Consider the following 11,181-nt stretch of genomic DNA (forward strand, 5'->3'; position numbering starts at 1 on the left):
GAAGTGTGGCAACACATGGAGCTGACTGTTACTAATCGGGTGAGGGCTTGACCAAAAAGCCGAGGAAGCGGGCAGGATGTAACAGAAATGGAGCGGAACAAGCTTGCTTGTGGAGAACCATTTATGGTACAGACTGAACATTTGCGAAGCAAATGACATCGAACGACGGAGTCGTGAGATGACCCCGCTGGAGTAGCCAAAAGAACAGGCGATGCAGCTTTAGCTGCGAGCCCGTGAAAAAAGGCTGATCGGTACGCAGGTTAGAATTGATTCAACAAAATGATTAACCATCAACAAAGCATGTATGTAGTTTTTAAGGTACAAAGGGAAAGAGGAAAGCAGGAGAAAATCGGTACATGGATTTTTCTCCTGCTTTTGTTATATATGATCATACATCTCCCGCCATTTACATCTCCTTTTCCATATGCTACAATAGGTAAGACCAAAGGAAACAGACCAGGCTGTGAGGAGGTGTAGTCTTCGACCTTTGAACTTGATTTGGGTAATTTCATCGTAAGGAGGAAAGAAAAGAGTATGTTTAATTTTCTTGTGACTGCCGAAGGCGGTCTCACAACGGCAGGATATGTCGTATCTGTTATTGCAGTCCTGATTTTGATAATTCTGGTAGCAGTATTACTTCAGAAAAACACATCTGCATTAAAATTTACCACACACCAGCTGGTTACCTGTGCAGTAGCATTGGCACTTGCATATGTAACTTCTTACATTAAGATATTTAAACTGCCATTTGGCGGATCTGTGACCTTGTTCAGTATGCTGTTTATTGTTCTGATCGGTTACTGGTATGGCATTAAGGTAGGAATTCTTACCGGCCTTGTATATGGGATTTTTCAGTTTCTCCAGGAGCCATATGTCCTTTCATTTTTTCAGGTATGCTGTGATTACATTCTGGCATTTGGAGCCATGGGGCTTTCCGGATTATTTACAAAATCCAGAAAACATGGTCTTCTTAAAGCATACATAATAGCAATTTTGGCAAGAGGAGCATTCCATGCACTTGGCGGATATCTTTACTGGATGGATTACATGCCGGATAATTTTCCGAAGTCTTTGACAGCTTTGTATCCGATCGTTTACAATTACAGTTATATTCTTCTGGAAGGTGTACTGACGATCGTAGTAATTTCTATTCCGGCAGTATCCAGTGCACTTGGGCGAATGCGAATAATGGCAACTGGTGGAAACCGACAATCTGCAGCCACCGAAAAATAATTAATACAGACACATAAATAAAAAGAGATCGTTCAAGCTATTACGATCTTTTTTTATTGAAAATCACAAAAAGTTATATAAAACAAACCAAAAACACAAAGAATACTTTTCACCCAAAGAAAGTTGTGCTATGATAATCAGGCGGAATAATTTCCCATTCAAACGGATGAATGCAAGTCCCCACCCACAGTTTATTGCTTCTTGCAACCACATAGGAGACTTCTTTGATTCGGTTAAAATATTACAGACAGATATAACATATCTGAACATATAAAATACAAAAGAAAAAGCAGCCATACAGTTGCGAAAAGGAGAAGAAAAAGATGTCTAAAAAAATCGAACGAAATGATCCCTGCTGGTGTGGAAGCGGAAAAAAATATAAAAAATGTCATGAAGCATTTGATGAAAAAATGGAACTCATGAAAAAGAAGGGGTATGCAGTTCTTGACCATGATCTGATCAAGACACCTGCACAGATCGAGAAGATCAAAGAGAGCTGCAAGATCAATGTTGCAGTTCTTGATTATGTTGCAGAGCATATCGGACCAGGCGTGACGACACAGCAGATTGATGACTGGGTACATGAAGAAACAGTACGCCATGGCGGAATTCCGGCACCACTTAATTATGAAGGTTTTCCAAAAAGCGTATGTACATCTATCAACGAGGTAGTGTGCCACGGAATCCCGGATGAAGAAATTGTCTTAAAAGAAGGTGATATTGTCAATGTAGATGTATCCACCATTTATCAGGGATATTTTTCTGATTCCTCCCGTATGTTCTGTATTGGACAGGTAAGTCCGGAGAAGGAGAAGCTTGTCCGTGTGACAAAAGAATGCATAGAGCTTGGCCTTGAACAGGTAAAACCATGGACACCGATCGGAAATATGGGAAGTGCTGTACACAAACATGCAGTGGAAAACGGCTATACAGTTGTGAGAGAAATTGGCGGACATGGTGTAGGTCTTGAGTTTCATGAAGATCCATGGGTAAGCTACACATCTAAGGAAGATACAGGTGTACTCATGGTACCCGGAATGATCTTTACTATTGAACCAATGGTCAATATGGGATCTGATGAAATCTATACAGATGAGATCGATGACTGGACAGTGAGGACAGAGGATGGTCTGCCATCGGCACAGTGGGAGATCATGGTCCTTGTCACAGAAACAGGACATGAGGTCCTTTGCTGGTAAAAGCCATCGAAAATCCGGAAAAAAAGTCCTTGCAATGAGAAGTTATCTAGTGTATAATCACATATGTTGTGAAAAAAGATGGTCCTCTGTTACCATATGTGTATTAAGAACATCCAGTATAATTAAGGAGAGAAAGAAATGAACGAAATTATTAAGAACATTGAGTCCGCTCAGCTGAAAGCTGAAGTACCGCAGTTCCGCGTAGGAGACACAGTAAGAGTACACGCACTGATCAAAGAGGGAACACGTGAGCGTGTTCAGATCTTCGAGGGTACAGTACTTAAGAGACAGGGTGGAAGCACAAGAGAGACTTTCACAGTAAGAAAGAGCTCCAACGGTGTTGGTGTTGAGAAAACATGGCCGCTTCATTCCCCACATGTAGTTAAGGTTGAGGTTATCCGTCATGGTAAAGTACGCCGTGCGAAACTGAACTACCTGAGAGATCGTGTAGGTAAAGCAGCTAAGGTTAAAGAGCTTGTAAAATAATTTCATAAGTAAAGAGGCAGGGACAATAACATTTGCTATTGTCCCTCTTTTTACATCAGTGCGTATGCGTGTAAAGACACATACAGGGGATAGAATATGGGATTAAATAAGAAGATTAATATCGAAAATCTGAAGGAAAACAGAGCTGTTTCCGAAGCAAGGGAGAAGCTTCGTGATGACAGGACAAGAGGAATCGTGAAATGGGTGTTTGAAATTATTGTGACCCTGGTTTTTGCTGTGCTGGTTGCGATCTCTGCATTTCAGACTGTGACATTGCAGGAAAGTGCCATGGAACCCACGTATTCTGTAAGTGAAAAGTTTTTTGTAAACAGGGCTTTATATAAGATCAGTTCACCAAAACGTGGAGATGTGATCGTTTTTAAAACAAGCGCCAGTGACTCGGCAGCCCTGCATATCCGACGTGTGATCGGACTTCCCGGGGAGACTGTTCAGGTTAAAGACGGGAAGATCTATATCAACGGCAAGGTTTATGAAGAAAACGGAGCTTATCAGGATATGACAGATGGAGGACTTGCAAATAGTGCTATAACTCTGGAAAGCGGGGAATATTTTGTCCTTGGTGATAATCGCAATAACAGTGAGGACAGCCGCTTCAGCGATATCGGAAATATCAGTAAGAAGTACATTGTCGGGAAAGTTTGGTTTACAGTTTCTCCGAAAAATAAAATAGGTTTTATAAAATAGATCAAAGTAAACAGATTAAAGTATAGATAAATGAGGTGAATTATGAACGTACAGTGGTATCCAGGCCATATGACGAAGGCGAAGCGTCAGATGCAGGAAGATATCAAGCTGATCGATCTGATCATTGAGCTTGTAGATGCAAGAGTTCCTCTTTCCAGCCGAAATCCGGATATTGATGAGCTGGGAAAAAACAAGGCGCGTATGATCCTTCTCAACAAAGCAGATCTTGCCGATGAGAGACAGAACCGTGCCTGGATGGAATATTTCAAAGAAAAAGGAATCTATGCGGTAAGTATTGATTCCCGCAATAAGGGATCTATGAAGGCCGTTTCTGCGGCGATCACAGAGGCATGTAAGGAAAAGACAGAGAGAGACCGGAGACGAGGAATCAAAAACCGTCCGGTACGTGCGATGGTTGCAGGAATCCCTAATGTTGGAAAATCAACATTTATCAATACCTTTGCAGGAAAAGCCTGTGCCAAGACCGGTAATAAACCAGGAGTTACAAAAGGAAAACAGTGGATACGTCTGAATAAAAGTGTGGAGCTTCTGGATACCCCTGGAATTCTCTGGCCGAAATTTGAAGATCAGGAAGTTGGAATGCGTCTTGCCTATATCGGTTCGATCAAGGACGATATTCTGAACATCGAAGAACTTGCCCTGGGTCTGATCGGATATCTGCAGGAGTTTTATCCGGCAGCGATCAGAGAGAGATACAATGTAGAAGAAGAGCTGAAACCGCTGGATATCCTTACTGCAGTTGCGAAAGCAAGAGGATGTCTGAAAAAGGGCGAAGAGCTTGATTATGAGAAAGCATCCCGCCTTTTGCTGGAAGAATTTCGTTCCGGAAAACTGGGAAAAGTGACTCTGGAGTTTCCCAAAGGACCGGAGGAAGCGTAATGGAAACAATGAAAGATATCAAGGCGCGTTTTGCGTCAGCGAAGGAGGGCGAATATAACGCCCTTTTTCGTCATTATGAAAATGATGAGAGAAGCGGTGTACAGAAACTGATCCAGCAGTATCACAAAAAGCTTCAGGCTCTGGAGGATGAGCGTGTACGTACAGAGAGTATGAAGAAATATGAACATGAATATGAGCATCTTGGATATCTTTGCGGGATCGATGAGGTGGGAAGAGGCCCTCTTGCCGGACCGGTAGTCGCCTGTGCGGTGATTCTTCCGAAAGACTGCGATATTTTATGGCTGAATGATTCTAAAAAGCTTACAGCTAAGAAGAGAGAAGAATTGTACGATGTAATCCTGGAGGGAGCAGTTTCTGTTGGAATTGGAATGGCAAGTCCGGAGAGGATTGATGAGATCAATATCCTGCAGGCAACCTATGAGGCAATGCGTCAGGCAGTGAGCAGGCTTTCTGTACAGCCGCAGCTGCTTTTGAACGATGCGGTTACCATACCGGAAATCCAGATTCCGCAGGTACCCATCATCAAAGGTGATGCAAAAAGTGTATCCATTGCGGCAGCAAGTATTGTTGCCAAAGTGACCAGAGACCGGATGATGGAAGAATATGATAAGGTTCTTCCGGAATACGGATTTGCCTCCAATAAAGGATATGGTTCTGCAGCGCATATTGAAGCACTGAAGAAATATGGACCAAGTCCGATACACAGAAAAACGTTTATCACACATTTTGTATAAAAATACTTAAGATACCGACATCAAAAACAGAAAGGTTTTGTTTATCTGAAGGAAAATAGAAGACAGAAGGGCAGCTATTATGAAGGAATTGCTGCAGCGTTCCTGCAAGAAAAGGGGCTGCAGATCAAGGAAAGAAATTTTCGCTGCCGAAGTGGTGAGATCGATCTTGTTGCGCAGGATGGAAGATATCTGGTGTTTATTGAAGTGAAATACAGAAAGAACGGAAAGAGTGGAAGTCCTTTTTCAGCGGTAGGGAGAGAAAAACAGAGGATCATCAGCAAAGTGGCAATGTTTTATCTGATTGCACATGGATACCGGGAGCTGCCTCCCTGCCGTTTTGACGTAGTAGGAATTGATGGAGAGAACATCCACTGGATAAAAAATGCTTTTGATTTTTGCAGTTGAAAGGACTGGTCACATAAGATGAAAATAAAATGGTATAAAGATAAACAGCTAATGAATGTAAATCAGAAGAACAATGTTACCTGGCTTACATATCCTGATTTTGAGAAATTTTCCGGGATCGTACATGGCTTCAGTACCCGCCTGGGAGGAGTAAGCCAGGGGATTTATGAATCTATGAACTTAAGCTTCACGAGAGGGGATGAAGAGTCTGCGGTGCGGGAAAATTACCGCAGACTTTCTGCTGCTATGGGATTTTCCATGGAAGATATCGTAACCTCTGATCAGACACACACCACCAATGTACGTGTGGTCACGGAAGAAGACAGAGGAAATGGGATCACAAAACCAAGACCTTATACAGATGTGGATGGAATGATCACCAATGTGCCGGGACTGGTGCTGGCAACGTTTTATGCGGATTGTGTACCACTTTTCTTTATAGATCCGGTACATAGAGCTGTGGGATTATCTCATTCCGGCTGGAGAGGTACTGTAGGAAAGATCGGAAAAGTGACGGTGGAGAAGATGACTGAGGAATTTCAGACAGATCCTTCAGAGCTTTATGTAGCCATTGGTCCTTCTATCTGTCAGGATTGCTATGAAGTCAGTGAAGATGTGATCGATCAGTTTAGAGAGGCGTTTGAAGAGAAATACTGGGATGTGCTTTTTTACAGAAAACCAGATGGGAAATACCAGCTGAATCTGTGGGAGGCGAACCGAAGGATCTTTCTGGATGCAGGCATAAAAGAAGAGCGGATCTCAATGCCGGGCATCTGCACCTGCTGTAATCCGCTCTTTCTTTACTCACACAGGGCTTCTCACGGGAAACGTGGAAACCTGGGAGCATTTATTACTGTTCGTTGACTTTTTTCATGAGATCCATGATCTTTTCGTTGCTGGAACGAACCTTCTCGACAGATACATCATGATTGATGATATCGATGATACTTGCAAGATATTTGCTCATATTTGCTTCGATATAGTATGGACGGTCAAGAAGCTCAGGAATACGATAGTTAAGGTTGGTTGTGATGACTCTGTCCAGCCAGCCTTTTTCGTAATATTCATCAAATTTGGCTACGCCATCTGTAAACAGACCGTAGGTTGTGCAGACGAATACACGTCCGGCTTTACGCTCTTTGAGCTGACGGGCAACATCCAGCATGCTTTCTCCGGAAGAGATCATATCGTCGATGATGACAACATCTTTGCCCTCTACGGAATCTCCGAGGAATTCGTGAGCAACGATCGGGTTCTTTCCGTTGACAACGGTGGAGTAATCACGGCGTTTGTAGAACATACCCATATCGACTCCAAGGATATTGGAGAAGTATACAGCACGGGACATGGCACCTTCATCCGGGCTGATGATCATGAGATGATCATTGTCAAGCTTGAAATCAGGGACATTTTTGACCAGTGCTTTCAGGAACTGGTATGTGGGGAAAAAGTTATCAAAGCCCTTCAGCGGAATAGAGTTCTGTACACGTGGGTCATGAGCATCAAAAGTAATGATGTTGGAAACACCCATGGCACTTAACTCGCGAAGTGCAAGTGCACAGTCAAGAGATTCTCTCTTGGTGCGTCTGTGCTGACGTCCCTCGTAAAGGAATGGCATGATAACGTTGATACGGTGTGCTTTACCGGTGGCTGCGGAGATGATTCTCTTCAGATCCTGGTAATGGTCATCCGGAGACATGTGGTTCTCATGACCGCATACGCTGTAAGTAAGGCTGTAATTGGTCACATCTACCATGATATAAAGGTCTGTTCCGCGGACAGATTCCTTGATGTAACCCTTACCCTCACCGGTTCCGAAACGTGGGCATTCGCAATCTACAAGGAAAGATTTTTCTGCATATCCCTGTGGGATGATGGTGGATTTCTTGGCGGCTACAAGTTCTTTACGGAATTTAACCAGCTTTTTGTCAACCTCCTCGGCCAGTTCGCGGCATCCGGCAAGTGCGGCGATTCGGATCGGGGCAACAGGCATAGACTTTTCCAGCAATTCTATGTTTGGCATAATATTCCTCCTAAGTGTATGTCATTAAAAATCTCAGTCTATTTATAACATCCGACCCACGTGTCAGTCAAGGTGTTTTCTCAAAGTGTTGATTTTTAAGAGCAAAATTAATACAATTTTCTATAATTATAGTGTTTACGGGGACTTGCAGAGTTGATATTTTGGATTTACCCCGTTTTTTACCCCGGTGAGGGAAAATTGAATAGAAGATTTAAGATATAAAAGCACTTAATGCCTATGACATGATGCCTCTTAAGTAGACAGGGTAAATGACCGGATCTACTTAAGGGTCATCAGGAGAGGTATTGGGTGCTTTTTTATTATTCATCATAAGGATTGTTTTCATAATAACATTTTTGTATTAAATCATCAATTAGTTTACCAAAGTCACCTTGAATTCTAAAAAGCGAAGCATCATAAGAATCATGGCAATCTGACATGTTTAGCTAAGATTTAGCCGCCTATTCTTTACCAGAGAGCAGGGCGGCTATTTCTTATTCTTACTTTTCTTTTAATTTCCCAAATTATAAATTCATCTTGCTGAAATCAATATACAAATCATCGTAAATTCCAACTTTGATTGTGTCGGAAAAGGTGTACTGTTCGGAATCACTGGTATCAAAATTGTAAACCAGAATCAAGTTTTTGAATGGGTCCACAATCCAGTATTCACGTACACCGGCGGTACGGTACTTGAACAATTTTGTAAAATAGTCCATTTTCCTGCTGCCTGGCGAAACAATTTCTACAATCCAGTCAGGAGCACCGGTACAACCTTTATCGTTGAGTTTGTTAGGATTGCAGATTACAGAGATATCTGGTTCTACATAGTTTTTATCATTCTCATTCAGGAATACGGCAAACGGGGAAACATAGGTCTTGCAGGAGCCACCTTTAGCGTCAATATAGTCAGCAATCTTCCGATAGAGTGTTCCAACGATGTCCTGATGCTTTCTGGTAGGCGGTGCCATGTAGTAGATCTGACCGTCAATCAGTTCTGCTCGGGTGCCTTCCGGTAAATTGTAAATATCCTCGATGGTATATTCTTCATGTTGTGGTAATGGCATAGTAACACGTCCTTTCTTGAAAACCTGTTAAAATATTATGTTTGAGATGTTGTTGCCTGTTGGAAATCAATAATTAAATCATACCCCATTGCTGAAAGAACTTTTTGTGCATCTTCAAAACCAAAGTTTTTTTTGTTGAGGAGTTTGGTGAGCCCTTGTGGTTTGATGTTTAATTGTTCGGCAATTTCTCTTTGTGATATTTGTTTTTCAAGCATAAGTTTTTTTATCTCAATAACGATTTGTTCATTATCTTTGTATTGTATAGCCATGATGCACCTCCTTATAAACAAAGTATAATAAAGATAAGGTTATAAGTCAATCAAAAAAGATGAAAAATAATACAAAATATATTACAAAATGGTTGACAAGTAACCCGAAATGGGTTATGCTATAATCAGTTCAAGGGAACAGATAACAGCCGGGAGAGCCGAAAGCCCCCAATACTTCAAGCCATATACCTGTGAGAATCGCAATAGGGCATATCAATAGTCAGGAAGATGCTTGAAGGGCTGAGGGGCCTTGAAAAGCAAAGGAGGACAGCAATATGAAGTACAATCTCAGCAAGATCATGTTGAAAGCATGGAAAGTTTACCGCAAGACAAAGAATATCAGCTTTTCAGAAGCACTTCACAGAGCATGGTTATCTGCGAAGGCAGAAGAAATCAATGCAAAGAGAATCGAAGATGCGAAACATGCAGCAGGAATCACAGAGGAAACCAATACCTTTGCTAAGTGGAAAGAGCTTGGTTATAAGGTAAAGCATGGAGCATCAGCATTATTCGGATGTTCTCTGATCTGGGGAAGCAGAGGAGACGGGGCAACATACAAAGCCAGTTTCTTTGGAAAGTCTCAGGTAGAAGCAATTTAATAAAAAAGCCCTTACCAGAGCGGCAACTCTGATAAAGGCAAAGTAACCCGACAAACGATCAAAATTGAGGGGCTGTGCGTATTATAACATACTCATTCCCCTCAGACAACAAAAGAAAGGAACGAAAGTATGATATCAGTAATGGACGTTCTTGTAATTTTTTTGAGTGGATTTATATCTGCTAAAGTATGTGATTATGTACACGAATTAGAACGAGAGGAGAATGAAGCATGAATAAAGAAAAAACATTAAGAACATTAGAAGAAACAGAAATGATGCAGGCTACAGGTATTCCGACACAGGAGGCAGACGGCGCAGGGGTGGTCATGGCAACAGAGATTATTGCGGATCTTAAGAAGGAACGTGACGATTTGCAGGAAAATCTTGATATATGTACAGGACTGGCAGATAGATATATGTATCGCCAGAGAATTATTGAGTGTACGCTGAAATTAAAAAATGAAAGATTACTGAGGTGTGCTTATGCATACATGAAAAAATTAAGCGAGGGGGAAGAATGATGAAGAAATGCACATTAACTCAGGTTCCTTGCAGAAAAGCAATTATGGAAGTTGTCGAAGCTAACAAAAAAAGAAGATCGTTACAGCACACCTATGAGCTGGCAAAACTCTTTCAAGTGGCTTGTTCTGGTAATGAAGCACTTATGAAGCTACCAGAAGTAGACCAGGAACGTTTCTGGCTGATTACAGATGTTTTAATGATGAATGATCTGGAAGATCTCAAGAGGGTACATAACCTTGCAAATTATCTGATGGTAAAGCGAATAAAGGACAATGCAAAAGTGGCGGAGGCATAACATGGATTATAAAAAAGAAATTGCAAATTTTCTGAATGAAATCCAGAGCGAGAAATTTCTGAAATTTTTATATAACGTAATTGTCTCATTTAAGAGACAGTGGGGGTACTAATATGGATTACAAGAAAGAAACTATTGAGATACTACAGAAGGTAAATGACGATAGCTTGTTTGAGTTCTTCTATAGATTCATTGCCAGAGTAATAAAAAATAGAGGATATTAATATGGACTATAAAAAGAAAATCATAGAGCTGTTAGAGAAAGCGGATCATGACCAAACATATACAATTTTCAGATTTGTTTGTAGCTTTCTGGGAATTAAATAAGGCAACCAAGGGCGGCGGACTGCTGCCCTATTGCTGATAGAAAGGAGAGGTGTCCTATGACAGCAGTGAGAAGAGATAGCAGAGGAATTGTCTTGGAAAAAGGTGAAAGTCAGGATAAAAGTGGTAAATACCGTTACAGATATTATGATGATATGCAGCAGGCGCATGATATATATTCATGGAGACTTCGACCGGAAGACCCGATGCCGGAAGGGAAAAGGCCCGGATTAAGTTTGAGGGAAATGAAAAAAAGTATTCAGAAGGATCTGCTGGATGATTTAAAAGCCTGGCAGGGAAATGTAACTATAAATGAAAGAGCTAATCCCCCAGCTATGCTGGGGCGAATAGTGTAGTAGTGACGTTGTAGAATGTATAATAAAGCCTCCTATGATACAA

Annotated in this window: 15 protein-coding genes; 12 read left to right on the forward strand and 3 right to left on the reverse strand. The window is 41.5% G+C overall.

Translation table 11 applies throughout. The annotated features are described in order from the left end of the window. The first annotated feature begins 534 nt into the window (after positions 1-534). From ACTNDQ_RS14885 to pgeF, 8 genes are all read left to right on the forward strand, one after another. Positions 535-1,233, forward strand: a complete 699-nt coding sequence (locus ACTNDQ_RS14885; RefSeq protein ID WP_441064951.1) for an energy-coupled thiamine transporter ThiT — start codon at positions 535-537, stop codon at positions 1,231-1,233. A 323-nt stretch (positions 1,234-1,556) separates the two neighbouring features. Further along, positions 1,557-2,432 (forward strand): methionyl aminopeptidase, encoded by an 876-nt coding sequence (locus ACTNDQ_RS14890; protein ID WP_015525317.1) that lies wholly within the window; start codon positions 1,557-1,559, stop codon positions 2,430-2,432. Between the two features lie 138 nt (positions 2,433-2,570). Beyond that, positions 2,571-2,918, forward strand: coding sequence for a 50S ribosomal protein L19 (gene rplS, locus ACTNDQ_RS14895; RefSeq protein ID WP_015525316.1), 348 nt, complete (start codon positions 2,571-2,573; stop codon positions 2,916-2,918). A gap of 96 nt (positions 2,919-3,014) precedes the next feature. Further along, positions 3,015-3,623 (forward strand): signal peptidase I, encoded by a 609-nt coding sequence (lepB, locus tag ACTNDQ_RS14900; RefSeq protein WP_110103289.1) that lies wholly within the window; start codon positions 3,015-3,017, stop codon positions 3,621-3,623. Positions 3,624-3,665: 42 nt separating this feature from the next. Further along, on the forward strand, positions 3,666-4,523 hold the full coding sequence (ylqF, locus tag ACTNDQ_RS14905) for a ribosome biogenesis GTPase YlqF (protein WP_015525314.1): 858 nt from the start codon (positions 3,666-3,668) through the stop codon (positions 4,521-4,523). Beyond that, positions 4,523-5,278 (forward strand): ribonuclease HII, encoded by a 756-nt coding sequence (locus ACTNDQ_RS14910; RefSeq protein WP_015525313.1) that lies wholly within the window; start codon positions 4,523-4,525, stop codon positions 5,276-5,278. The genes ylqF and ACTNDQ_RS14910 overlap by 1 nt, the downstream gene beginning before the upstream one ends. Positions 5,279-5,323: 45 nt before the next feature. Further along, complete coding sequence (locus ACTNDQ_RS14915; protein WP_044960433.1) at positions 5,324-5,683, forward strand: YraN family protein; 360 nt, start codon at positions 5,324-5,326, stop codon at positions 5,681-5,683. Between the two features lie 18 nt (positions 5,684-5,701). After that, positions 5,702-6,547, forward strand: a complete 846-nt coding sequence (pgeF, locus tag ACTNDQ_RS14920) for a peptidoglycan editing factor PgeF (RefSeq protein WP_441064952.1) — start codon at positions 5,702-5,704, stop codon at positions 6,545-6,547. On the opposite strand, the gene ACTNDQ_RS14925 is transcribed toward pgeF, so the two are convergent. The 3 genes from ACTNDQ_RS14925 to ACTNDQ_RS14935 all read right to left on the reverse strand — a co-directional run bounded on the left by ACTNDQ_RS14925 (position 6,534) and on the right by ACTNDQ_RS14935 (position 9,042). Further along, positions 6,534-7,706, reverse strand: coding sequence for a ribose-phosphate pyrophosphokinase (locus ACTNDQ_RS14925; RefSeq protein ID WP_015525311.1), 1,173 nt, complete (start codon positions 7,704-7,706; stop codon positions 6,534-6,536). The genes pgeF and ACTNDQ_RS14925 overlap by 14 nt on opposite strands. A 524-nt stretch (positions 7,707-8,230) precedes the next feature. Continuing rightward, on the reverse strand, positions 8,231-8,773 hold the full coding sequence (locus ACTNDQ_RS14930; RefSeq protein WP_278796125.1) for a Uma2 family endonuclease: 543 nt from the start codon (positions 8,771-8,773) through the stop codon (positions 8,231-8,233). 35 nt (positions 8,774-8,808) lie between these two features. Continuing rightward, positions 8,809-9,042, reverse strand: a complete 234-nt coding sequence (locus ACTNDQ_RS14935) for a helix-turn-helix domain-containing protein (protein ID WP_118048734.1) — start codon at positions 9,040-9,042, stop codon at positions 8,809-8,811. A gap of 275 nt (positions 9,043-9,317) precedes the next feature. On the opposite strand from ACTNDQ_RS14935, the gene ACTNDQ_RS14940 reads away from it, so the two are divergent. The 4 genes from ACTNDQ_RS14940 to ACTNDQ_RS14955 all read left to right on the forward strand — a co-directional run bounded on the left by ACTNDQ_RS14940 (position 9,318) and on the right by ACTNDQ_RS14955 (position 11,138). Beyond that, a complete protein-coding gene (locus ACTNDQ_RS14940) occupies positions 9,318-9,641 on the forward strand; it encodes a hypothetical protein (protein ID WP_441064953.1) in 324 nt (107 codons plus the stop codon). A gap of 230 nt (positions 9,642-9,871) precedes the next feature. After that, complete coding sequence (locus tag ACTNDQ_RS14945) at positions 9,872-10,162, forward strand: hypothetical protein (protein ID WP_288787732.1); 291 nt, start codon at positions 9,872-9,874, stop codon at positions 10,160-10,162. Further along, the gene (locus ACTNDQ_RS14950) at positions 10,159-10,458 is read left to right on the forward strand and encodes a hypothetical protein (RefSeq protein WP_288787730.1); all 300 of its coding nucleotides are present in this window, start codon (positions 10,159-10,161) and stop codon (positions 10,456-10,458) included. The genes ACTNDQ_RS14945 and ACTNDQ_RS14950 overlap by 4 nt, the downstream gene beginning before the upstream one ends. A 383-nt stretch (positions 10,459-10,841) precedes the next feature. After that, a complete protein-coding gene (locus ACTNDQ_RS14955; protein WP_441064954.1) occupies positions 10,842-11,138 on the forward strand; it encodes an integrase DNA-binding domain-containing protein in 297 nt (98 codons plus the stop codon). Positions 11,139-11,181: the final 43 nt, after the last annotated feature.

The organism is Blautia massiliensis (ex Liu et al. 2021), assembly GCF_052064225.1.
GTDB lineage: Bacteria > Bacillota > Clostridia > Lachnospirales > Lachnospiraceae > Blautia_A > Blautia_A fusiformis.

Coding starts and splice junctions, on each gene's coding strand:
- ACTNDQ_RS14885 (WP_441064951.1), top strand. CDS start 535: ATGTTTAATTTTCTTGTGACTGCCGAAGGCGGTCTCACAACGGCAGGA.
- pgeF (WP_441064952.1), top strand. CDS start 5,702: ATGAAAATAAAATGGTATAAAGATAAACAGCTAATGAATGTAAATCAG.
- ACTNDQ_RS14955 (WP_441064954.1), top strand. CDS start 10,842: ATGACAGCAGTGAGAAGAGATAGCAGAGGAATTGTCTTGGAAAAAGGT.
- ACTNDQ_RS14910 (WP_015525313.1), top strand. CDS start 4,523: ATGGAAACAATGAAAGATATCAAGGCGCGTTTTGCGTCAGCGAAGGAG.
- lepB (WP_110103289.1), top strand. CDS start 3,015: ATGGGATTAAATAAGAAGATTAATATCGAAAATCTGAAGGAAAACAGA.
- ACTNDQ_RS14935 (WP_118048734.1), bottom strand. CDS start 9,042: ATGGCTATACAATACAAAGATAATGAACAAATCGTTATTGAGATAAAA.
- ylqF (WP_015525314.1), top strand. CDS start 3,666: ATGAACGTACAGTGGTATCCAGGCCATATGACGAAGGCGAAGCGTCAG.
- rplS (WP_015525316.1), top strand. CDS start 2,571: ATGAACGAAATTATTAAGAACATTGAGTCCGCTCAGCTGAAAGCTGAA.
- ACTNDQ_RS14945 (WP_288787732.1), top strand. CDS start 9,872: ATGAATAAAGAAAAAACATTAAGAACATTAGAAGAAACAGAAATGATG.
- ACTNDQ_RS14940 (WP_441064953.1), top strand. CDS start 9,318: ATGAAGTACAATCTCAGCAAGATCATGTTGAAAGCATGGAAAGTTTAC.
- ACTNDQ_RS14930 (WP_278796125.1), bottom strand. CDS start 8,773: ATGCCATTACCACAACATGAAGAATATACCATCGAGGATATTTACAAT.
- ACTNDQ_RS14890 (WP_015525317.1), top strand. CDS start 1,557: ATGTCTAAAAAAATCGAACGAAATGATCCCTGCTGGTGTGGAAGCGGA.
- ACTNDQ_RS14950 (WP_288787730.1), top strand. CDS start 10,159: ATGATGAAGAAATGCACATTAACTCAGGTTCCTTGCAGAAAAGCAATT.
- ACTNDQ_RS14925 (WP_015525311.1), bottom strand. CDS start 7,706: ATGCCAAACATAGAATTGCTGGAAAAGTCTATGCCTGTTGCCCCGATC.